Source organism: Pseudomonas sp. LBUM1670 (assembly GCF_059695695.1).
In genome coordinates, this window is record NZ_CP166783.1 from 495,389 (window position 1) to 518,808 (window position 23,420).

12 protein-coding genes are annotated in these 23,420 nt (G+C 59.0%); 7 read left to right on the forward strand and 5 right to left on the reverse strand.

Annotated elements, in window-relative coordinates; all coding sequences use genetic code 11:
• The first annotated feature begins 263 nt into the window (after positions 1-263).
• From ACA073_RS02335 to ACA073_RS02360, 6 genes are all read left to right on the forward strand, one after another.
• Positions 264-2,180 (forward strand): type VI secretion system Vgr family protein, encoded by a 1,917-nt coding sequence (locus ACA073_RS02335; protein ID WP_497401339.1) that lies wholly within the window; start codon positions 264-266, stop codon positions 2,178-2,180.
• Entirely contained in the window at positions 2,170-2,907 is a 738-nt protein-coding gene (locus ACA073_RS02340) for a DUF4123 domain-containing protein (RefSeq protein WP_497401341.1), read from the forward strand. The genes ACA073_RS02335 and ACA073_RS02340 overlap by 11 nt, the downstream gene beginning before the upstream one ends.
• On the forward strand, positions 2,907-7,565 hold the full coding sequence (locus ACA073_RS02345) for an RHS repeat-associated core domain-containing protein (RefSeq protein WP_497401343.1): 4,659 nt from the start codon (positions 2,907-2,909) through the stop codon (positions 7,563-7,565). The genes ACA073_RS02340 and ACA073_RS02345 overlap by 1 nt, the downstream gene beginning before the upstream one ends.
• On the forward strand, positions 7,558-7,935 hold the full coding sequence (locus ACA073_RS02350) for a UCP019853 family protein (protein WP_497401345.1): 378 nt from the start codon (positions 7,558-7,560) through the stop codon (positions 7,933-7,935). The genes ACA073_RS02345 and ACA073_RS02350 overlap by 8 nt, the downstream gene beginning before the upstream one ends.
• Positions 7,936-8,275: 340 nt before the next feature.
• Positions 8,276-8,599, forward strand: a complete 324-nt coding sequence (locus ACA073_RS02355; RefSeq protein WP_497403964.1) for a hypothetical protein — start codon at positions 8,276-8,278, stop codon at positions 8,597-8,599.
• Between the two features lie 238 nt (positions 8,600-8,837).
• Positions 8,838-9,677, forward strand: a complete 840-nt coding sequence (locus ACA073_RS02360) for a 23S rRNA (adenine(2030)-N(6))-methyltransferase RlmJ (protein WP_145314312.1) — start codon at positions 8,838-8,840, stop codon at positions 9,675-9,677.
• Positions 9,678-9,828: 151 nt separating this feature from the next.
• Here the strand turns inward: ACA073_RS02360 and msrA are convergent, their stop codons facing one another.
• The 5 genes from msrA to aceE all read right to left on the reverse strand — a co-directional run bounded on the left by msrA (position 9,829) and on the right by aceE (position 19,905).
• Positions 9,829-10,476 (reverse strand): peptide-methionine (S)-S-oxide reductase MsrA, encoded by a 648-nt coding sequence (gene msrA / locus ACA073_RS02365; protein WP_497401347.1) that lies wholly within the window; start codon positions 10,474-10,476, stop codon positions 9,829-9,831.
• 189 nt (positions 10,477-10,665) lie between these two features.
• Positions 10,666-13,359: a putative bifunctional diguanylate cyclase/phosphodiesterase gene (locus ACA073_RS02370; RefSeq protein WP_497401349.1), complete on the reverse strand. Its 2,694-nt coding sequence runs from the start codon at positions 13,357-13,359 to the stop codon at positions 10,666-10,668.
• Between the two features lie 265 nt (positions 13,360-13,624).
• The gene (locus ACA073_RS02375; RefSeq protein ID WP_497401351.1) at positions 13,625-15,019 is read right to left on the reverse strand and encodes an alkaline phosphatase D family protein; all 1,395 of its coding nucleotides are present in this window, start codon (positions 15,017-15,019) and stop codon (positions 13,625-13,627) included.
• 273 nt (positions 15,020-15,292) lie between these two features.
• On the reverse strand, positions 15,293-17,248 hold the full coding sequence (aceF, locus tag ACA073_RS02380) for a dihydrolipoyllysine-residue acetyltransferase (protein WP_497401353.1): 1,956 nt from the start codon (positions 17,246-17,248) through the stop codon (positions 15,293-15,295).
• An 11-nt stretch (positions 17,249-17,259) separates the two neighbouring features.
• Entirely contained in the window at positions 17,260-19,905 is a 2,646-nt protein-coding gene (gene aceE / locus ACA073_RS02385; RefSeq protein WP_497401355.1) for a pyruvate dehydrogenase (acetyl-transferring), homodimeric type, read from the reverse strand.
• Positions 19,906-20,288: 383 nt separating this feature from the next.
• On the opposite strand from aceE, the gene glnE reads away from it, so the two are divergent.
• On the forward strand, positions 20,289-23,228 hold the full coding sequence (glnE, locus tag ACA073_RS02390) for a bifunctional [glutamate--ammonia ligase]-adenylyl-L-tyrosine phosphorylase/[glutamate--ammonia-ligase] adenylyltransferase (protein WP_497401357.1): 2,940 nt from the start codon (positions 20,289-20,291) through the stop codon (positions 23,226-23,228).
• Positions 23,229-23,420: the final 192 nt, after the last annotated feature.

The following is a 23,420-nucleotide window of genomic DNA, read 5'->3' on the forward strand; positions in this document are numbered from 1 at the left end:
AGATCCCTTGTGGGAGCGGGCTTGCTCGCGAAAGCGGTATGTCAGTCGACATCACCGTTGAATGATTGACCGCATTCGCGAGCAAGCCCGCTCCCACAGTGGGTCTGTGGTGTATCTGACGGGAATGTCTGTAGCCAAATATCCCGATTTTTGAAGGAAGAATCTCTAAAAAAGCACGACAAATCTGAGTTTCCTGTCCCTTCGTCAACACCCCTTGTCGCTCATGCAGAATCGCCCGCCTTCATTCTGCAGAGACACATCGGATGTCCGCTCTCGCCAATCAACCGCGCTTCACGCTGACCGTCGACGGCAACCAGAATGAGCTCAAGGTGCTTGAGTTCACGGGCAAGGAAGCCATCAACCAGCCCTACCGTTTTGATCTGCAACTGGTCAGCGAGCAACCGGACATCGAACTCGAAAGCCTCCTGCATCGTCAGGCATTTCTGAGTTTTGATGCGCAAGGTGCCGGTGTTCACGGTCAGATATTTCGGGTTGGCCAAGGCGATTCCGGCCAGCGTCTGACGCATTACCAGGTCAGCCTTGTCCCGCGTCTGACCTACCTTGACCAGCGCATCAATCAGCGAATCTTCCAGCGTAAAAGCGTGCCGGCGATCATTGCGCAAATCCTTCAGGACCACGGCATTCAGGGCGACGCGTTCAGGTTTCAGCTCGGCAGCGATTACCCCGATCGCGAGTACTGCGTGCAGTACGCGGAAAGCGATCTGACGTTCATCCAGCGCTTGTGCGCCGAGATCGGCATTCACTACCACTTTCAACACAGCCCCGAGGGCCATCTGCTGGTGTTCGGTGATGACCAGACGGTTTTTCCCCTGATCGCCAAGCCGACGCTTTACTTGCCTGACAGTGGAATGGCGGCAGATGCGCCAGCGATCAAACGCTTCAACGTACGACTGGAAACCCGCACCACTGCGGTATCTCGTCGCGACTACGACTTCCACAAACCGCGACTGCAACTTGAAAGCCGAGTCGACAACGGGCAACTGCCGGCGCTGGAGGATTACCGCTTTCCCGGCCAGTTCACGGATCGCGAATACGGTAAGGAGCTGGCTCAGCGAACGCTTGAACGCCACAACGCGGACTACCGTCAGGCTGAAGGCCGAGGCGATGAATCTGCTTTGGTCAGTGGGCATTTCCTACACCTGGCCGAGCATCCGCGTCAGGCATGGAATGACCTGTGGCTGATCACCCAAATCGAACACCGTGGCCGTCAGCCGCAAGTGCTGGAAGAGACGGCCAGCAGCGACGGGGAGGATGACTTCCAGGGCTATCGCAATACCTTTCTGGCAACGCCATGGGACGTTTCGTTTCGCCCGCCTCAGGTCGGGAAACCCTCTTTCACCGGTTATCAAACGGCGGTGGTAACAGGCCCGAGTGACAGCGAGATTCACTGTGACGAGTACGGCCGCGTCAAGGTTCAGCTCGCCTGGGATCGTGACGGAAAGCGCAATGAACATTCCAGTTGCTGGCTGCGCGTCGCCACGGGCTGGGCGCATGACGGCTACGGCATCGGACTGATTCCTCGGGTCGGCATGGAAGTGCTGGTGGGATTCGTTGATGCCGATGTGGACAAGCCGCTTGTCATGGGTTGCCTGCCCAATGGTGCCAACTCCACGCCGCTGAATCTGCCGGCCGACAACACCCGCAGTATTTTCCGCAGCCAAAGTAGTCCGGGTGGCGGTGGTTACAACGAATTGCGCGTTGAAGATCGCAAAGGGGCCGAGGAAATCTACCTGCGGGCGCAGAGAAACTGGACACAGCACGTGCTGAACGACATGCACGTTCAGATCGAAAGCCAGCGCAGTGCTGTCATTGGGGCAAACGATAACCTGCATGTTCACGGCGACCGACACATCCGCGTCAACAGCCAGATCCTCAAGGCCAGCGGGCAATTTCATGCTAGCGCCGGCCAGCAAATCGTCATCGACGGTGGAGCGAACGCCACCATTCAGGCCGGCGGGCACTGGATCAACATCGGCCCCGCCGGGATCTTCAGCAGCGTGCCGATCCAGCTCGGTGGCGCACCCATGCCGGCAATGGGTGCACCGGGCACTCAACGAAAACTCGCTGCACTTAGCGTCGCACAGTTTCTGACCCTCAAAGGCGATGCGCCGTTCTGTGAAGAATGCGAGCGCTGCAAGGGCGGTGTCTGTGCAGCCTGAGCGTTTGTCCCCTCACGAATGGCTGGAGCACCAACCGCTCAAACCTTCCGAGCAGTTGTTTGCGGTGTTTGGCAGCGCCAGTTCAGCGGAGCCGTTTAACGCCTGGCGCAGCTCCAACCCTCTGCATGCGCCAAGCCCTATCTGGGCGGACACCGCTTACGCCGAGTGGGAACCGGTCATGCCCTACGTCGGAATCGTCGCGGCTGGCAGTGAGTTTCTGGAATGGGTCGCCACGACCGAGTCACGCGACTGGGGCTGGCTCGCGGTGTCTTCCTCGGCTCAAGAAGTATTGGTCGAACACCTGCGAAGCCTCACTCAAGTTCTTTTGCCCGCTGGCAGTCCGGTGTTTTTCCGCTTTTGGGACGGGCGTTACTTCCTGCCGATTCTTCAGGCTGCCGAGGTGGATGTCGCTCAACTGCTGCCTGTAATAGGGCGTTGCCTGATCAATGGTCATCCGCTTGAAATCGGTGGCACTGCGCTGAAAACCACTCACGTTTTTCCATGGTGGAAAGTCTCCTCCACGCTACTGGAACAGCTCACCAAACAGTCGAACACCACTCGGGTAAACAACTTGCTGAAGTGGTTGAGCGAGGATCGGCCTGATCTCTATGAGGCGTTTTCCGAAAGCGTTTTACGGCACAAGGTTGTGGTCTTTCTTGAGACGCCGGACCTGCCTCCAGCACCGAAATCAGCCTTGGTGGATTACCTGATAACGGAGCTGGACTGATGGATCAGATCGTAAGGATTGAGCAGGAGCTCAACGGTTTCAAGGACACGTTGAGTGTTTATCGCGAGCAACTTCGGGGGTTTTTGAGTCGCGCTGCGGACGCTGTCAGCCGGGCAACGGACATGCCGTCGCTGATGGACATGGAGCGGCAGTTCAAGTTCGGAAATACCACCACAGTAGTCGGTATCAACGACGACCATTTCTCCAGCGTCGCCCAGTGCCAGGAAGGCGGAATTCTGCAGATCGAGAGCAAGTTCGAATCGGTTTACGACATTCCGCTGGGGAACATCGATGTCGATGTGATTGCCGTTGAGGGTGGCGAAAAGACGACCGTTACACTTGATGAAAATGGTAAGGGAACGTTTGAGGGCATTGCCGGAAAGTTTTACCGCGTACAAGTCCACAGCGCGGTTACCCCGAAGCAAGTCGATGAGCTTTTCAAGTCTTACGACGGCCTGACCCAACAGTTGGAAGATTGGCTGCGCAAGGAGTGGCAAGGGTTCAAGCCGCAGTGGTCGCAGTCGGCTTTCGTCGCCGCCGGTAACGGCATGCTCGCCGGAAGTTGGACTGCGATCATTGGCGTTTGGGACAGCATCAGCCTGCTCTCGGACATTCTTCAGGATCCCGGCAGATTTGTTGGTCGTTTAGGCAGCAGTGCTGATGAGCTAGTCAAACTCGCGAAATCAGCGCCAGACATGATGGCGAAAGTCCAGCTGCTGGCCAGTGATGAAGCTGCGCTGTGTTTGCTGCTGCGGACCGCCAGCCTCTGGCTGGAGATGTTGCCGCCCAGCGAGATCGTCGGCAAACCCGCCGAAGCTGTTTCCTCGGTGGTGGTGCAACTGCTTATCGACATTCTGATCGGGCTGGTCCTGACCTTCGCTGGAGGGGCGGCAGGAATTGCCTACTTGAGCATGCGGCTTGCCAACTACGGCGCCCGCTTTATCAACGCCGTGCAGGGTTTCGTCAAAGCCATCTTCACCCTCATCAACGGCTTCATGGACTACGTCGACCAGTACAAAAAGGTCGCCGCCCGCGGCATTGCTGCCGGTGTTAAAAAAGGGCAAATGCAACTGCGTTGGGACGCCAAACGCAACACCACACTCAAGCAAAACGAACATCGCGACGACGCCCCGACCCAAGCGAAAAACCCCAACGGCGACAGCGCCGACTCCGCCGACAAAACCGCCACCAACAAATGCCCGGTGTCGATGGTCACCGGCGAAGAACTGCTGACCCTCACCGACGGTTCGCTGGACGGCATCCTGTCGTTCGACTTCACCCGTCTCTATCGCACCAGCGCCGTCGAGATCGATTGCGGACTTGGTTTCGGCTGGAGTCATAGCCTCGCGCATCGACTGGAAATCGACGGCGATTGCGTGATCTGGATCGACCACGAGAACCGTCGCACCACATTCCCGTTGCCGAATGTTGAACGCCCGGCGATCCACAACAGCCTTTCGCGCGCGGCGATTTTTCTGGGTGACGAACCTGAAGGATTGATCCTCGCCCAGGCCGGCGATGACGCGCGTTTCTATCACTTCATCAACGGCCGACTGACCACGATCAGCGACGGCTACGACAACCGCCTCCGCATCACCCACGATCGCCAGGACCGCATCAAACGGCTCGACAACGGTGCCGGCCGAGCCTTGCTGTTGCGCTATGACCGCAGCCATTTAGTCGCCGTCGACTATCAGGTTTTTGTTCCGGCCCAGACCCTCGACGAGGCTTGGCACACCGAACAGACGCTGATCAGTTACCGCTACAACGAACGCCGTCAACTGATCGAAGCGACCAACGCCGCCGACGAAAGCGAGCGCTACGACTACGACGATCAGCACGTGATTCTCCAGCGGCAACTGGCCGGTGGGGCGAGTTTCTTCTGGGAGTGGGAAAGGTCCGGCAAGGCTGCGCGATGTATCCGGCATTGGGCGTCGTTTGCGCAGATGGAGGCACGGTATGTCTGGGATGACGAGGGCAGCGTCACCGTTCAGAACATTGACGGCAGCGAAGAGGTTTACCAGCACGATGATCGGGCACGGCTGGTGCGTAAGGTTGGTCTCGATGGCGGAGAACACCTCAAGGCGTACGACGATAAAGGTCGGTTGATTGCCGAGCAGGATCCGCTCGGCGCCGTCACTGAATACCACTACGACGAAGTCGGACGCCTTGTCGCGCTGATTCCGCCAGAAGATGAACCGACGTCCTACGAGTATCGCAACGGTTTCCTGCATGCGCAGTACCGAGGCAAAGCCGTCTGGAAATATCAGCGCAATGCCCAAGGCGATGTCACCGAGGCGACCGATCCTGACGGCCATGTCACCCATTATCACTACGATGAAAAAGGGCTGCTGCTGTCGATCCGTTACCCGGACAACAGCCGGCATGCTTTCGTCTGGAACGCATTAGGGCAACTGCTCGAAGAGACGCTACCGGACGGTGGCCAACGGCAGTTTTCCTACGACGCCCTGGGTCGGCAGATTACCCGTCAGGACGAACACAGTGCGGTCACCCGGTACGAGTGGGACGCCGTCGGACGACTGATCCAGACGACGCTTCCTACGGGGGCGACTCGCGCCTTCAGCTACAACGCCTACGGAAAAATCACCGCCGAACGCGATGAGCTCGGCCACGTCACGCTTTACGAATACCTCGACGATTTGCAACTGGTCAGCCGTCGCATCAATGCCGACGGAACGCAGCTGCGTTATCGATACGACAACGCGCAGCTGTTACTCACGGAAATCGAAAACGAATCCGGCGAAAAATATCGCCTGGACTACACGCCGAATGGATTGATCCGACAGGAAACCGGATTCGATGGTCGTCGCACCGCGTATGCCTATGACCTCAACGGCCATCTGCTGGAGAAAACCGAGTTCGGCGATGACGGTTCGCAACTCGTTACGCAATACGAACGCGATACCGCCGGCCGCCTGCTGGTCAAAACCCTGCCCGACGGCATCAAGGTTGAATACGGCTACGACAGCCTCGGCCGACTGACCAGCGTCGATGACAGTCACGACCACCCACTGGAATTCAAGTACGACCATCAGGATCGGTTGATCACCGAACACCAAGGTTGGGGCACCTTGCGCTACAGCTACGACGCCTGCGGACAGCTCCACCGCCTGCGCCTGCCGGACGGCAGCAAACTCGACTACCACCACGAAAAGGGCGGCGCGCTGACCGCCATCGACCTCAACGGCGCGCGGCTCACCACCCACCAATTCGCCTTCGGTCGCGAGCAACAGCGCCAGCAAGGCCAACTCACCAGCCAGTACCACTACGACGAACAGGGTCGGTTGCAAGCTCACGCCATCAACCAGCAAACCCGACCGTTGTACCTGCGCCACTACACCTACGCAGTCAACGGCAACCTGGCCACCATCGCCGACAGCCAACACGGCCAGCGCAGCTATTACTACGACCCGCTCAACCGCCTGACCCGCGTGCGCCACACCCGCGACGACCCGCCGGAAAGTTTCGCCCACGACCCGGCCGGCAATCTGCTGATGCAGGATCGTCCCGGTGTGACCGCCGTTAAAGGCAACCGCCTGCTGATGCAAGGCGACCGGCATTACGACTACGACGCCTTCGGCAACCTGATCCGCGAACGCCGCGGCACCGGGCAAAAACTTGTCACCGAATACCGTTATGACTGCCAACACCGTTTGATCGGCGTCACGTTGCCGGACGGCCGTTGCGCGAGTTACCGCTACGACGCCTTCGGCCGCCGCATCGCCAAAACCGTCGATGGCAACACCACCGAGTTCTTTTGGCAGGGCGACAACCTCATCGCCGAAAGCAGCCGCGAACATTACCGCAGCTACGTCTATGAGCCGGGCACCTTTCGCCCATTGGCCATGCTCGACGGCAAAGGCCCGCGTAAGGCTTGCCCGTTTTACTACCAGCTCGATCACCTGGGTACGCCGCAGGAACTGACGGATTACAGCGGCGAAATCGTCTGGTCGGCGAAGTACAACGCCTATGGCAAAGTCACGCATCTAACGGATGGCGGGGGAGAGCAACTCGATCAGCCTCTGCGTTTCCAGGGCCAATACTTCGATGCCGAGAGCGGCCTGCACTACAACCGGCATCGGTACTATGATCCGGATATTGGACGGTACCTGACGCGGGATCCGGTCAAGTTGGCGGGTGGGCTGAATCAGTACCGGTATGCGCTGAATCCGACGGGGTGGGTTGATCCGTTGGGGTTGAGCGGGAATTGTCCGCCGCCGAATAAGCCTGGTTGTGCAGCGGCGGATGATACGACTGGCGCTAAGGTTGAGGAGGGTGAGCCTGATGCTCCACGTCCGAAATCACGCCCTCAAGATTTTGGTAGTGAAGAGAAGCTAACTGGGCACTATGAAAAACACGGTGCCGAATTTGGAGCGACGAGCAAAGAAGAGTACCTCCAGATAGCCCGAGATGTTGTGAATCAGGGAGCTCATGTGGAATACAAATACAGAGGTGAATTTCGAACGGGTTATTTACAGCTGATTGGCAATAATCGGAGGGGCGAAGCTAAGTTTGCCTTCGTAGGCACGAACAACAGCCAAGAGATTACGACTTTGCATACAAAAAGCGGAAAAGACTTTTGGAGGGCAATAAATGGTGACGCTCAAGACAAAACAGTGAGGCCTTTGAATGACTAAAAAATACAACGCATTAGTTCTTGAAATCGACGAAGTCGTTGAGGAGGCAGTTGTATTGCTTGTTGAAGGTGTAACGGTTAAGTGCTTTGCGAGCTACTGCCCCTTTGCGATTGAAGCGGGAAAGCAATATGCCGTGGAATTCGATTTGGTTTTACCTGACTCCGACGGCGTAATGCTCGCCCAAGGGTCTGATCGAAAAGCTGAGATGACGGATCGCGGATTTTCCTGCTTTGTTTCTGGGTACTTGGACGGACCTATTCTTCGGTCATTCGTAGATTTCATGAATCTTGAGCTTCACTACGAATTCCCTCAGTTCAATGAGAAATATGTGAAAGTCAGCGTGGAAAGAATTGATGTGGCGTTCGGGTAGGAAAGGCGAAATTTCCGGGCAAGGTCGTCGGAAGTTTCCTTCAAGTTTTAGCGGTTTCCATGAACTGGTGCGAAGTCAGCTCCGTCGATAGTCTCTGGCTGTCACTGCAAATGCAGCGGCAGGGTGTAGGAACCCTTCAAGACTAGAGAGGACGCTTTGGCGTCGTCACTGTATTTGCGGCCGTCAACGTGCGTCCGTAAGATCAGTTGCGGCAGCTGTGCGCGGGCACGCTTCGGTGTGGTCGAGTTCTCTGGTCTCGATATTCCTACCCCGCGTATAGCTGCCACCCAAGCCTGTAGGAAGGCCGATGGTAGCTTCTCTTTTTACCAGAGGTTTAAAAATGACAAATCTTCACCCCGATCCACCCTACGAAAAACCAACTCCTCCACCCAAAAGCCGATTCATGGCACTGACCAGCAACTGCGACGACATGCCCACCTTGTTCGTCGATACCCTCGCACCACTCGACGTTTTATACGACGCGGCCAGCTATCGAATCCGCGCCGTCACCCAAGTAATGGAAAACCTGTCGATGCGTGGCTCGATCGAATGTCAGTCTTTCATCCTTAGTGACTTTGCATTGCTCTGCGCCATTCCGTTGCGGGATGGGTGTGATGTGCTGGATGTGCTGGGGCGGCGGTTGAAAGCGCGGCGTTCGGAGTAACGCCGGGCGCTGTTGTGGCGAGGGAGCTTTGCTCCCGCTGGGCTGCGCAGCGGCCCCATAACGTGCAACCCGGTTCTGTCGGTTACACCGAGGTGCTTGGTTTTGGGGCTGCTGCGCAGCCCAACGGGGGTAAACCCCCTCGCCACAGGGTTTGTGTGGTGTCACTGGCCGCTCGGCTGCGAAGCCCTGACGTTCGCCGCCGTACAAGGTAAACTTCCCGGCCTTCGCAGGAGCAATCATGAATTATCGTCACGCCTTCCATGCCGGCAATCACGCCGATGTGTTCAAACACCTGACTTTGACCCGCCTCATCGCCCTGATGTCGCGCAAGGAGCAGCCGTTTGCCTATCTCGACACTCACGCGGGCATTGGTCTGTATGACCTGCAGGGTGATCAGGCGAGCCGCACCGGGGAGTACCTGGAAGGCATCGCGCGGTTGTGGGATCAACCGGACCTGCCGGCGTTGACCGCCGATTACATGAAGGTGCTGCACGACATGAACCCGGATGGCCAGTTGCGCTATTACCCGGGTTCGCCGGAGCTGGCGCGGCGGCTGACGCGGCCGCAGGATCGGGTGATGCTCAACGAGAAGCATCCGGAAGACGGCGTGCTGCTCAAGGACAACATGGCGGGCGACCGTCGGGTGAAGGTGCACTTGGGCGAAGGTTGGCATGTACCGCGTGCGATGTTGCCGGTGCAGGAGAAGCGGGCGGTGATGTTGATCGATCCGCCGTTTGAGCAGCTGGATGAAATGCAGCGCTGTGCGGCGGCGCTGAAAGAGGCGGTTGGCCGGATGCGCCAAACGGTGGCGGCGATCTGGTACCCGGTGAAGGACCAGCGCATGTTGCGGCGTTTCTATCAGGATCTGGCGGGGTCGGGTGCACCGAAGTTGTTGCGCGTGGAGTTGCTGGTGCATCCGCTGGATACGCCGAACAGTCTGAACGGGTCGGGGTTGGCGATTGCGAATCCGCCATGGGGGCTGGAAGAGGAATTGCGTGAGTTGCTGCCGTGGTTGTCCAAGAAGTTGGGGCAGACTCAGGGTGGGTGGCAGATGGATTGGTTGATCGCCGAGAGTTGATTGCTGATCAGATGTTTTGATGGTGTCTGACGGATTGCATTCGCGAGCAAGCCCGCTCCCACAGTGGATCTGTGTCGATCACAAGAGTGTGGTCAGACACAGATCCACTGTGGGAGCGGGCTTGCTCGCGAAGCTTTTTGGGGGCCGAAAATCAGATCGGGCAGGTCACGCCGGTACCGCCAATCCCGCAATACCCTTCAGGATTTTTCGCCAGATATTGCTGGTGATAAGCCTCGGCGAAATAGAACGTCGGCGCTTCTTCAATTTCGGTGGTAATCGTACCTTTGCCAGCCTTGGTCAACTCGGCCTGGAACACTTTCTCGCTGTTCTTGGCCGCTTCCAGTTGCGTCGGGTTGGTGGCATAGACCACCGAGCGATACTGCGTGCCGATGTCATTGCCCTGACGCATGCCCTGAGTGGGGTTGTGCAATTCCCAGAACATTTTCAGCAGCGCTTCGTAGCTGACTTTCGCCGGCTCGTAGACCACCAATACCACTTCGCTGTGGCCGGTCAGACCAGAGCAGACTTCTTCATATGTCGGGTTCGGCGTAAAGCCGCCGGCATAACCCACCGCCGTACTGACCACGCCTTCACGCTGCCAGAACTTGCGCTCCGCACCCCAAAAGCAGCCGAGGCCGAAGATCGCGAAATCCACGTCCATGGCGAACGGGCCCAGCAGCGGGGCGTCGTGGACGAAGTGTTTTTCCGGCACGGTCATCGGGGATTCGCGGCCAGGCAGAGCTTGTTCTTTGGTAGGGAGCACGTTTTTGTTCACCAGAATTTCCGAGCGCAGAACCATGATCAGTCCTCTCAGTCAGGTTGAAATGGAAATAAACAGACCCCCAGTGTGCCCAATGCCGTCCGGTTACGCACTATCCCATGTGGGAGCGGGCTTGCTCGCGAAAGCGGTGTGTCAGTCACCAATAGTGTCATCTGACCCACCGCTTTCGCGAGCAAGCCCGCTCCCACAGGATCGAGTGCGGTGTGCTCAGGCGAGCGGGCCACGCGGGTAGCGCTTGAGCTTTTCGATCAGCTCGGAGCCCGGGATCGGTCGGTCGAACAGGTAGCCCTGGCCGACGTCGCAGCGGTGACGGCGCAGGAAAGCCAACTGATCGGCCGTCTCGATGCCTTCAGCCACGACCTTGATTTTCAGGTTGTGGGCCATGGCGATCACCGCGGAGGTGATTTCCATGTCGTCCTGGTTGTCCGGGATTTCGTGAATGAAGCTTCGATCAATCTTAATGATGTCGATCGGGAATTTTTTCAAGTAACTAAGCGACGAGTAACCGGTGCCGAAGTCGTCCATGGCCAGGGTCAGACCCAGACGCTTGAGCTGATCGAGCTGCAAGTGGGTGTCTTCGGTGGCTTCCAGCAGCAGGCCTTCGGTCAGTTCCAGCTCCAGCAGGTTCGCCGGCAGCGCTTCTTCCTTGAGAATGTTGGCGATCGACGACACCAGGTCCGGGTCGGAGAACTGCTTGGGTGACAGGTTGATCGCCACTTGCAGGTTGCCCAGGCCCGCAGCCGTCAGGTCTTTGCTCATGCGGCACGCCTGGCGCGCGATCCATTTGCCGATCGGAATGATCAGCCCGGTTTCTTCGGCGACGCTGATGAACTGGTCCGGACGGATCATGCCTTTTTCCGGATGGTTCCAACGCAGCAGCGCCTCCATGCCGAGCAGGCGACCGGTGCGCAGGCAAAGCTTGGGCTGATAGAAGACGTCCAGCTCGTTTTGCGTCAGGGCGCGTCGCAGGTTGTTCTCGACGAACAGTTTGTAGCTGGCTTCGGCGTTCAGCGCTTCGGTAAACACCTGGACCTGGTGTTTGCCGTTGGCCTTGGCCTTGTGCAGCGCGAGCCCGGCGTTACGCATCAGAGTTTGTGGGTCGCGGCCGTGCAGGGGCGCGCAGGCCAGGCCGACGGAACCGGTGACGCTGATCAACTGGTTGTCGACGAACATCGGTTTGTCGAGGGTCGCCAGCAGTTGATTGGCGACTTGCTGGCCCATCGCGAGGTCGGTGTTGTCCAGCAGCACGGCGAATTCGTTACTGGCGAAACGCGCCAGGCTGCCGCTCGGGACAAGGCTGTTGCGCAGGCGGCGGGCCAGGCTGATCAGCAATTTGTCGCCGGTCTGGTGACCGAGGCTGTCGTTGATCCGCTTGAAGTTGTCGATGTCCACCAGCAGCAGGCTGATCGGGGTATCGCTGTCTCGGGCGAAGCGTTCATCGAGGTTGCGGATGAATGAGGGGCGGTTGCCGAGGTTGGTCAGGTTGTCGGTGTAGGCCAGGCGCTCGATGCGCTGCTGGGCGAGTTTGGTCTGGGTGATGTCTTCGTAGATGCCGATGTAATGCGTCAGCTCGCGGTTGTCGCCATACACTTTGGAAATCGACAACTGGCCCCAGTAGGGTTCGAGGTTTTTACGGCGGCTTTTGAATTCGCCCTGCCAGCTGTTGCTCTTGGCCAGCGACGAGGGCGCGTCAAACAGCAGTTCGCTGAGGTTTTCCAGGGCCGGCAGTTCCGCCAGCCGCTGGCCATGGACTTCCTCGGTGCTGTACTGGGTGATCGCGGTGAAGCTCGGGTTGACGTACTCCACCACGCCGTCGCAGTTGACCAGCAAAAAGGCGTTGGCACTTTGCTCGACCGCACGCTGGAACAGGTGCAGGGCGCTGGTGGCGGTGCGGCGTTTGTGGTTGTTGATGACCTGGGCGAACTGGTCGGCCAGCTCGCCGGCGAAGGCGATTTCGTCGGACTGCCAGGCGCGGGTCTCACCCGTTTGTTCCAGGCAGAGCACGCCGACCACTTGGCCATCGACGCGAATGCTGGCGTCTAGCATCGCGTTCACATCGCGCAGGCGCAGGCTTTCGGCCATTTCCCGGGTGCGTGGATCACGAATCGCATTGTGGGCATCGATCGCACGGCTGCCGTGCAGCGCATCCATGTAGTCGGGGAAGCCACTGACGTCGATCGGCTCCGGCAACGCGTATGCCTGGGTCGCGCGGTGATACGCCGAGATCGGCACCAACATCGAACCTTCAAGGTTCCACAGGCTGGCGCAATCGATTTCGTAAATGTCACAGGCACTGCGGGTGATCAGTTCAGCGGCTTCTTGCAGGGATTTGCCGGTGCTGTAGCGCTGACGGGTCAGCAGCAGGATCAGGTCTTGCTGGGCGCGCACGCGACCCAGGTGCAGGAGTTGCTCCTGTTGGGCGCGCTGATTGAGTTCAAGGGCGATCTGCAGGCGCGAGTTCTGGGTTTCCAGGTCCAGCGCCGGGAGCAACGGTTCGCCCTCGAACAGACCGTCGACCACCAGCAGGTAGCCGCGCAGCAGATGCCGATTGTGTTGTTTGAAGGCTTCACCCATTTCCAGCAGGGTCAAGGTGCCGGCGGCGGTGTGCAGGGTGTAGCGAATCAGGTAATGCGGGCTATCGGTGAGTTGCTGCTGGATAGCATCGTGCAGCTCATAGCGCGCTTCGGGCTCCATCAGGCTGGCGTAGGGCGAGCCGACCAGGGCACAGAGCTCCACCGCCGGCAGGCCGAACTGTCGCTCGCAATTGGGATCGAGAAACAGCAGCGCCCAGCTTGGTTCATTCAGCCGTTCGAAACGCAGCATGCCGAGCCGCGAGGGCACAGGCAACTGCGTCACTACCTCGGCCACCATACGGCTGGCGGCATCGGGTTGGCTTTTCATTGAGGGAAACTCGCTTCGAATATGCTGAATTCGCCGGGCTCTCGCCCTCTTTACTGTTGCCTGCGGCAAGGTTGCATCATTGCGACACCGACTGACAAGAGACATGAAGGCCAAGTGCTATAAGAATGTGTCGGCCGAGGCGAAGTTTTCTTCAGTTAATGGATGAAAGTAGTGGTTCGGGTTGAAAAGATCGCAGCCTGCGGCAGCTCCTACAGGGGAATGCGATCTCATGTAGGAGCTGCCGCAGGCTGCGATCTTTTTGGGCTTAACGCAATTTGATTTTTGTCGAATGCAACGGTTTACCGTCCCGATCGTGGTAATTCACCTGAATCCGCTCCCCGTCGACAACCAGATGGGCAAAGTTGTCCTGGCTGATCACCTCGCTGGTCAGTTCATGCCGATAATCTCCCGCGGCAGTCCGCTTCAGTGGCTGATCGAGGATGAAGGTGGAGGCCTTGGCGTAAGGCAACAGTTTGCTGTTGCACAGCGGCGAGGAGACGATGGTGTGAACCTCGAAGTCCTGGTTTTCGCTGTGGGTCAGTCGGCTGGTGAGGGAGCCGTGCACATCGCCGGACACGAAGATGACATTCTTGATGCGATGTGTGCGAATAGTCTCCAGCAACCGTAGGCGTTGTTCCGGAAAGGCTTTCCAGGCGTCATCGCCCAGGCGCTTGCGGTCGGGGTAAAACATCACACTGGTGACCACGAATTTAACCCGGGCCGGGCTGTGGATCAGCCAGATGCACAGGGCTGCTTCCTGCTCTTCGTCGAGGATGCGCCGGTCGCCGGCCGACAGATTGCGCCGGGTACGGCTGTCGGTGACAAACCACTCGATATCACCGTGGGTGAATTGATACCAGTAGCGCGCCAGGTGTCGATTGATGTTTCCATCTTCAAACAACTCATGGGCCGAACTGTGGCTGGCTTGATACAACTCATAAGCGGCCATGGCATTGTTATATAAATGGTCGTCGTTTTTGTTTTTATTGGCGGGCCAGTTGTCTTCTATTTCATGATCGTCGAGGATCATGTAAGTCGGCGTGCCGGACATCAACTTTGCAATATGCGGCTGGGAAAAAGCCATGCGGTACTTGCTGAGTATCTCCTTGTATTCCCGATCAGGCGCGATGATGTTCAAGTCATCGATATAGACTTGGTCGCCGGTCATCAACAGGGCGCTGATGGGTGTTTCGGCGCGCTGCGCCAGGTTCGTGATCGAGGCGAAGATCCGGTCGCCCAGATGCGGCATCGAAGGCACGCCGGCCGTCATCCGCAGGTAACGGCATGACCCGACGATATAAGCCCTTGGCACTGCGGAATTACTGGATTGGGTGCTGAAACGGTAGACATCCCGAGGCCATTGCAGCGGCAGTTCCTGAATCGTCTCCACGGTGTGCACCGGGCTCATGGGGCTGAACCAACCCGCCTGGTATTCGTACTCGCTATCGGCGGCGAGGTCGTTGAGGGCAATGACGTCGCACATGTCACGCTCGATTGTCAGTTGGGTGAAAACGCCTTTGGACCAGTGCGCGTCACCGTTGAGTCGATAACGAATTCCACCAAATACCAAAGTGTCTTTTTGTAACTCGCCACGCAAAAAGATGCGTGCATGATGAGTTGTAGTGTGGCCAATAATCGGGCCGACTGTAGGTTTGAACATATTCGAATCCATTCGAAGGAGTACTAACTATGCAAGTAAGATGACTAAACTTTTCGTCAGCCATTTGTGTAACTAAGCCTAGTGGGCGAGAGGCAAAAAATATCGGACCGAAGTGGATTCGGGTTGTGGGCGAACTCAGCCACAAGCGTAGGAAAGAGACTTTCTTCAAGGCAAAAAAAAGCCCCGCCAAATTGGCGGGGTTGAGGTACGAGCGTGGCGCTCGGAAAACGTGGAACGCGACAGGCCCTCCGGTGAAGGAGGGCCGGGTCGGTGTTACAGCAGGATGGTGCGGATGTCCGCCAGCAGGTCGCTCAGACGCTTGGTGAAGCGTGCAGCGGCAGCGCCGTTGATCACACGGTGATCGTAGGACAGCGACAGTGGCAGCATCAGTTTCGGCTGGAAGGCTTTGCCGTCCCAGACTGGCTGGATGGTTGCCTTGGAAACACCGAGGATCGCCACCTCCGGCGCGTTGACGATCGGCGTGAAGCCGGTGCCGCCAATGTGACCGAGGCTGGAAATGGTGAAGCAGGCGCCTTGCATGTCGTCAGCGGTGAGCTTCTTGTCGCGGGCTTTGGCTGCCAGTACGGCGGCTTCGGCGGCCAGTTGCAACAGGCTCTTCTGGTCGACGTTCTTGATGACCGGTACCAGCAGGCCATCTGGCGTATCGACCGCGAAGCCGATGTTCACGTATTTCTTGCGAATGATCGCCTTGCCGCTTGGCGCCAGCGAACTGTTGAAGTCCGGCAGTTCCTTGAGCAGGTGCGCACAGGATTTAAGCAGCAGCGGCAGGATGGTCAGCTTGACGCCGGCCTTCTCTGCAACGGCTTTCTGAGCGATACGGAACGCTTCCAGCTCGGTGATATCAGCCGAATCGAACTGAGTCACGTGCGGAATGTTCAGCCAGCTGCGGTGCAGGCTCGACGCGCCGATCTGCATCAGGCGAGTCATCGGCACTTCTTCGGTTTCGCCGAAGCGGCTGAAGTCCACGACCGGAATCGGCGGGATGCCCGCGCCACCGGTTGCACCCGCTGCAGCGGCCGGTGCTTCCTTGGCCTTCTGCATCATGGCTTTGACGTAAACCTGCACGTCTTCTTTCAACACACGACCGTGGGGGCCGCTTGGGCTGACCGCGCTCAGCTCGACGCCGAACTCGCGAGCCAGTTGGCGTACGGCCGGGCCAGCGTGAACCTTGGCGCCCGACTTGGCCGGAGCCGCCGCAGGTGCTGGAGCCGCAGGAGCAGCGGCGGCTGGCGCAGGAGCGCTCGGTGCCGCAGCGGCGGGAGCCGACGCCGGAGCCGGGGCAGCAGCAGGCGCAGCGCCTTTGACTTTCAGCTTCAGGATCAGGTCGCCAGTACCGACTTCGTCATCCAGCTTGACGGAAACGCTTTCCACCACGCCAGCGGCAGGCGATGGAATTTCCATGCTCGCCTTGTCGGATTCCAGAGTGATCAGCGACTGGTCGGCGGTGACGGTGTCGCCTGCCTTGACCAGCACTTCGATGATCTTGGCCTTGCCCGCCGAACCGATGTCCGGGACGTGAATGTCCTGAACGCTGTCGGCAACCGGTGCAGCCGGGGCGGCAGCGGCAGGCGCCGGAGCAGCGGCCGCAGGTGCAGCCGCCTGAGCTGGCGCGGCAGCAGGAGCCGCAGCCCCCGCCACTTCCAGATCCAGGATCAGGTCGCCAGTGCCGACTTCGTCGTTGAGCTTGACGCTGATGCTCTTGACCACGCCAGCGGCAGGCGATGGAATTTCCATGCTCGCCTTGTCGGATTCCAGGGTGATCAGCGATTGATCAGCCTGGACGGTGTCGCCGACCTTGACCTGGATCTCGATGATCTGGGCCTTGCCCGCCGAACCGATGTCCGGCACGTGCACTTGCTGAACCGAAGTGGCAGCTGGCGCGGCAGCAGGAGCCGCCGGCGCTGGAGCAGCAGCCGGTTTCTCTGCAGCTTGGGCAGCCGGTGCAGCGGCAGCCGCAGGGGCTGCAGCAGCGGCACCTTCGACTTCCAGTTCCAGCAGTTCGTCGCCTTCTTTCAGGCGATCGCCCAGCTTCACTTTCAGGCTCTTGACGATGCCGGCCTTCGGCGCGGGCACTTCCATGCTCGCCTTGTCCGATTCCAGCGTCAGGATGCTCTGGTCGGCTTCGATACGGTCGCCGACCTTCACAAACAGTTCAATTACTTCACCTTCACCGCTGCCGATGTCAGGTACGCGAATGAGTTCGCTCACAGAATCTCTCCTCAGCAGTCCAGTGGGTTGCGTTTTTCCGGGTTGATACCGAACTTGGCGATGGCTTCAGCCACCACTTTAGGTTCGATGTCACCACGGTCAGCCAGTGCTTCCAGGGCTGCCAACACCACGAAATGACGATCGACTTCGAAGAAGTGACGCAGCTTCTTGCGGCTGTCACTGCGGCCGAAACCGTCGGTGCCCAGGACTTTGAATTCCTTGGACGGGACCCACTGACGAATTTGCTCAGCGAACAGCTTCATGTAGTCGGTAGACGCGATGACCGGACCTTGACGGCCGTTCAGGCACTCTTCGACGTAGCTCAGTTTAGGCTTCTGGCCCGGGTGCAGACGGTTGGTGCGCTCGACGGCCAGGCCATCGCGACGCAGTTCATTGAAGCTGGTAACGCTCCACACGTCGGCGCCAACGTTGAACTGCTCACGCAGGATCTTCGCCGCTTCACGGACTTCACGCAGGATGGTGCCGGAGCCCATCAGCTGAACGTGGTGCGCCGCTTCGCGGGTGTCTTCTTCGAGCAGGTACATGCCCTTGATGATGCCTTCCTCGACACCGGCCGGCATGGCTGGCTGCTGGTAGGATTCGTTCATCACGGTGATGTAGTAGAAAACGTCCTGCTGCTCTTCGGTCATCTTCTTCATGCCGTCCTGAATGATCACCGCCAGCTCGTAGCCGTAGGTTGGATCATAAGTGCGGCAATTCGGGATGGTGGCCGCCAGGATGTGGCTGTGACCGTCTTCGTGTTGCAGGCCTTCGCCGTTCAGCGTGGTCCGGCCGGCGGTGCCGCCGATCAGGAAGCCACGGGTACGGCTGTCGCCGGCAGCCCAGGCCAGGTCGCCGATACGCTGGAAGCCGAACATCGAGTAGAAGATGTAGAACGGCAGCATTGGCTGGTTGTGGCTGGAGTACGAAGTACCGGCAGCGATGAAGGAGCTCATGGCGCCCGCTTCGTTGATGCCTTCTTCGAGGATCTGGCCCTTCTTGTCTTCCTTGTAGAACATCACCTGGTCTTTATCGACTGGCTCGTAGAGCTGGCCGACGGAGGAGTAGATGCCCAACTGACGGAACATGCCTTCCATACCGAAGGTACGGGCTTCGTCCGGGATGATCGGAACGATGCGCGGGCCGATTTCCTTGTCCTTGACCAGCTGCGCGAGGATCCGCACGAAGGCCATGGTGGTGGAGATTTCACGGTCGCCCGAACCGTCGAGGATAGCCTTGAGCGTATCCAGCGATGGAGTCGGTACGCTGAAGCTGTGCGCGCGACGCTGTGGCACGAAACCGCCCAGTGCAGTGCGGCGCTCGCTCAGGTAGCGGGCTTCGGCGCTGTTCGGTTCCGGTTTGAAGAACGGCAGGTTTTCCAGCTCGTCATCCTTGACCGGGATGTCGAAGCGGTCACGGAACAACTTCAGGCTGTCGACGTCGACTTTCTTGGTGTTGTGCGCAGTGTTTTTCGCTTCGCCGGCACCGGTGCCATAACCCTTGATGGTCTTGGCCAGGATGACGGTCGGTTGTTCTTTGTGGTTGACCGCTTCGTGGTACGCCGCGTAGACCTTGTACGGGTCGTGGCCGCCACGGTTGAGTTTCCAGATCTCGTCGTCGGACAAGTCTGCAACCATCGCCTTGAGTTCTGGCGAGTTGAAGAAGTGTTCACGCACGAACGCGCCGTCTTTGGCTTTGTAGTTCTGGTACTCGCCGTCGATGACTTCGTCCATGCGACGTTGCAGGATGCCGTCGACGTCTTTGGCCAGCAGTGGGTCCCAGAAACGGCCCCAGATGACTTTGGTCACGTTCCACTGAGCACCGCGGAACACGCCTTCGAGTTCCTGGATGATCTTGCCGTTGCCGCGAACCGGGCCGTCGAGGCGCTGCAGGTTGCAGTTGATGACGAAGATCAGGTTGTCGAGCTTCTCGCGGCCAGCCAGCGAGATCGCGCCCAGGGATTCCGGCTCGTCGCACTCGCCGTCGCCCAGGAAGCACCAGACTTTCTGCTTGCCTTCCGGAATGAAACCACGGGCTTCCAGGTACTTCATGAAGCGTGCCTGGTAGATCGCCTGGATCGGGCCCAGACCCATGGATACAGTCGGGAACTGCCAGAAATCAGGCATCAGCCAAGGGTGCGGGTAGGACGACAGGCCCTGACCGTCCACTTCCTGGCGGAAGTTGTTCATCTGGTCTTCGGTGATGCGGCCTTCCATGAACGCACGGGCGTAAACGCCTGGCGAGGTGTGACCCTGGAAGTAGATCAGGTCGCCGCCGTGTTCGTCGGTCGGGGCCTGGAAGAAATAGTTGAAGCCAATGTCGTACAGGGTGGCGCTGGAGGCGAAGCTGGAGATGTGACCGCCCAGGTCAGAATCTTTCAGGTTCGTACGCATCACCATGGCCATCGCGTTCCAGCGTACCAGCGAGCGAATGCGGCGTTCCATGAACAGGTCGCCAGGCATGCGTGCTTCGTGGGTAACGGGAATGGTGTTGCGGTACGGCGTGGTGATGGCGTAAGGCAATTGCGAACCGCTGCGGGTTGCGAGTTCGCCCATACGGGTCATCAGATAGTGAGCACGGTCTTCGCCTTCTTTGTCGAGAACCGATTCCAGGGCGTCCAGCCATTCCTGGGTTTCGACGGGATCGAGGTCTTGCATGGCTTGCTCCAGGGCGGAAAGGCTTCCAGAATCGGTTGCCTGAGTTTGCGACTGGCCTTGTGGGCAGACGGTATAAATTCTTGGATTGCCGAGAGGTTGTTCCGGCGGCGTGTAGTTTTACTACAAATCATCGGGCATTTCAGCCTTTCGAATGTATAGACGAGTAGTAAAACTACAGATGAGCGGCTTGTGGCCTCCGGCTGCGTTGTGAGAATAATCGTTAAGGTTGTTCTTTTGCCAACCAAAAAAGGTGAAGACTGGATGGTCGCTGCTAAAAATAATCAAATTTCAGCTATTTCTAACCTTTGTTTGACAGTCGATCACGTAGTGCCTTCTGGCGAATCACTACATGCAGCCCTCTACACGCCGATCAAGGATAGTCCATGAGCCTCCCTTCGCTTGCCGAGCTGCCCGGCATTCTCCTGCCGTTTGTCACCCGTGCCGAACAGTCGTTCCGTGCGGCCGTCGAGGCGCTCGATGATGATCATGGCCTGTCCGGCTGGACGCCTGAACGCTGGGCGCAATTCGCCCGCGTCACCGCCGCCAGCGACTTCGTGACTGAACAGAGCGTACGTGACCCTTTGATGTTGCTGGCGCTGGTGCAGTCCGGCGAACTGGATCGCGGTTTTGCCCCCGGCGAGTTATGCGCGCAGATAGCGGCGGCGGTGAATGCGGCTGAAACCGAAGACGAACTCGGTCGCGCCCTGCGTCGCCAGCGCACCCGCCAGCAAGTGCGCATCATCTGGCGTGACCTGACCCGCCAGGCTGATCTGGTCCAGACCTGCCGCGACCTCTCGGACATGGCCGATGCCAGCATCGATCAGGCCTATCAATGGTTGTACTCGCGGCATTGCCAGCAGTTCGGCGTGCCGACCGGTCGGCGCAGTGGCGAGCCGCAGCAGATGGTCATCCTCGGCATGGGCAAGCTCGGCGCGGTGGAGCTCAACCTGTCGTCGGACATCGACCTGATTTTCGCCTACCCCGAGGGCGGCGAAACCGTCGGCGTGAAGCGTTCGCTGGATAATCAGGAGTTCTTCATCCGTCTCGGCCAGCGCCTGATCAAGGCGCTGGACCCGATGACCGTCGACGGTTTCGTGTTCCGCGTCGACATGCGCCTGCGGCCCTACGGTTCAGCCGGTGCGTTGGTGCTGAGCTTCAATGCACTGGAGCAGTATTACCAGGATCAGGGTCGTGACTGGGAACGCTACGCGATGATCAAGTCGCGGGTGGTGGCTGGCGATCAAGTGGCGGGCGCGCAACTGCAAGAAATGCTGCGACCGTTCGTTTATCGCCGTTACCTGGACTTCTCCGCCATCGAAGCGCTGCGCACGATGAAGCAGCTGATTCAGCAGGAAGTCCGGCGCAAAGGCATGGCCGACAACATCAAGCTCGGCTCCGGCGGCATCCGCGAAGTCGAGTTTATCGCCCAGGCGTTTCAGCTGATCCACGGCGGCCGCGACCTGAGCCTGCAGCAACGTCCTCTATTAAAAGTACTGAGCACCCTGGAAGGTCAGGGTTACCTGCCGCCGGCGGTGATCAGCGAGCTGCGCGAAGGCTACGAATTCCTGCGTTACACCGAGCACGCGATCCAGGCGATTGCCGACCGCCAGACCCAGATGTTGCCGGAAGGCGCACAGGATCAGGCGCGCATTGCTTTTATATTGGGTTTTGCCGATTGGGACGCCTTTCTTGAGCGGCTTATGTATTGGCGCGGTCGTGTTGCATGGCACTTTGGCCAGGTGATCGCCGATCCCGACGAAGAGGAAGGCACCGAGAGCGAAGTGGTGGTGGGCGGTGAATGGCTGCCATTGTGGGAAGAAGCGCAGGACGAAGAGGCCGCTTGTCGTCAGTTGGAGGAGGGCGGTTTCACCGATGCGACAAAAGCCCTGAAAGCCTTGGCCAGCCTGCGCAGCAGTCCGCAGTTACGAGCGATGCAGCGTTTGGGCCGCGAACGCCTTGATGCCTTTATTCCACGGTTGCTGGCACAGGCGGTCGAACACGCCAATCCGGATCTGGTGCTGGAGCGCGTGCTGCCGCTGGTGGAGGCTGTGGCCCGGCGTTCCGCGTATCTGGTGCTGCTGACCGAAAACCCCAGCGCGCTACGACGTTTGCTGACCTTGTGCGCCGCGAGCCCGTGGATCGCCGAACAGATCACTCGCTTCCCGCTATTGCTCGACGAATTGCTCAACGAAGGCCGATTGTTCAAGCCGCCCTTGGCGCCGGAGCTGGCCGCCGAGTTGCGCGAGCGCCTGACGCGAATCCCCGAGGATGACCTCGAACAACAAATGGAAGCCCTGCGCCATTTCAAACTGGCGCACCGCTTGCGCGTCGCCGCGTCGGAAATCGCCGGCAGCCTGCCGCTGATGAAAGTCAGCGATTACCTGACCTGGCTCGCCGAAGCGATTCTCGAACAAGTGCTGGCCCTGGCCTGGCGCCAGACCGTGGCCAAATACGGCACGCCGCTGCGCACCGATGGCACCTTGTGCGATCCCGGCTTCATCATTGTCGGTTACGGGAAAGTCGGCGGGCTGGAACTGGGGCATGGGTCGGACCTGGACCTGGTGTTCATCCACGACGGCGATCCGCAGGCGGAAACCGACGGCCCGAAACCCATCGACGGCGCGCAATTTTTCACCCGGCTCGGGCAGCGAATCATTCACTTGCTCACGGCCCAGACCAACTCCGGTCAGCTGTATGAAGTGGACATGCGCCTGCGACCGTCCGGTGCGTCGGGTTTGCTGGTGAGTTCGCTGGGGGCGTTTGCCCGTTATCAGGAAAACGAAGCCTGGACCTGGGAACATCAAGCGCTGGTGCGGGCGCGGGTGCTGGTGGGCAGTCAGGACGTCGGCCACGCATTCGAGAAGGTTCGCGCAGCGATTTTGGGCAAGGCCCGGGATTTACCGACCTTGCGCCAGGAGGTCAGCGAAATGCGCGCGAAGATGCGCGACAACCTCGGCAGCAAGAGCACCGCAGCCGGGACCGGGGCGACTGCCTTTGAGGCCACGGCGCCGTTCGATCTCAAGCAGGACGCCGGAGGTATCGTCGATATTGAATTTATGGTGCAATACGCGGCCCTGGCGTGGTCCGAAACACACCCGCCATTGCTGCGCTGGACCGACAATATCCGCATTCTGGAAGAGCTGGAACACGAAGGGCTGATGCTCGCCGAAGACGCCAGCCTGTTGCGCGAGGCCTATAAAGCCTACCGCTCCGCCGCGCACCGGCAGGCCTTGCAGAAGGACGCCGGAGTGATACCGGGCGACCAGTTCGTGGACGAACGACGTCAGGTACTGCGGATCTGGAATGAGTTGGGGTTAAGCTGAAACCGGATATTTGAAACACCCAATACCCCCTGTGGGAGCGGGCTTGCTCGCGAAAGCGGAGTGACAGTCGACATTGATGTTGGATGTGATGGCCCCTTCGCGAGCAAGCCCGCTCCCACAGTAGATCTACAGTGTTTGGTAGATTGAGGCACCAATACCCAATGTGGGAGCGGGCTTGCTCGCGAAGGCGGA

What these genes read in the sequence shown, in the direction of transcription:
- ACA073_RS02335 (WP_497401339.1), top strand. Translation starts at nt 264, where the DNA reads ATGTCCGCTCTCGCCAATCAACCGCGCTTCACGCTGACCGTCGACGGC.
- ACA073_RS02345 (WP_497401343.1), top strand. Translation starts at nt 2,907, where the DNA reads ATGGATCAGATCGTAAGGATTGAGCAGGAGCTCAACGGTTTCAAGGAC.
- ACA073_RS02350 (WP_497401345.1), top strand. Translation starts at nt 7,558, where the DNA reads ATGACTAAAAAATACAACGCATTAGTTCTTGAAATCGACGAAGTCGTT.
- ACA073_RS02355 (WP_497403964.1), top strand. Translation starts at nt 8,276, where the DNA reads ATGACAAATCTTCACCCCGATCCACCCTACGAAAAACCAACTCCTCCA.
- ACA073_RS02360 (WP_145314312.1), top strand. Translation starts at nt 8,838, where the DNA reads ATGAATTATCGTCACGCCTTCCATGCCGGCAATCACGCCGATGTGTTC.
- msrA (WP_497401347.1), bottom strand. Translation starts at nt 10,476, where the DNA reads ATGGTTCTGCGCTCGGAAATTCTGGTGAACAAAAACGTGCTCCCTACC.
- ACA073_RS02370 (WP_497401349.1), bottom strand. Translation starts at nt 13,359, where the DNA reads ATGAAAAGCCAACCCGATGCCGCCAGCCGTATGGTGGCCGAGGTAGTG.
- ACA073_RS02375 (WP_497401351.1), bottom strand. Translation starts at nt 15,019, where the DNA reads ATGTTCAAACCTACAGTCGGCCCGATTATTGGCCACACTACAACTCAT.
- aceE (WP_497401355.1), bottom strand. Translation starts at nt 19,905, where the DNA reads ATGCAAGACCTCGATCCCGTCGAAACCCAGGAATGGCTGGACGCCCTG.
- glnE (WP_497401357.1), top strand. Translation starts at nt 20,289, where the DNA reads ATGAGCCTCCCTTCGCTTGCCGAGCTGCCCGGCATTCTCCTGCCGTTT.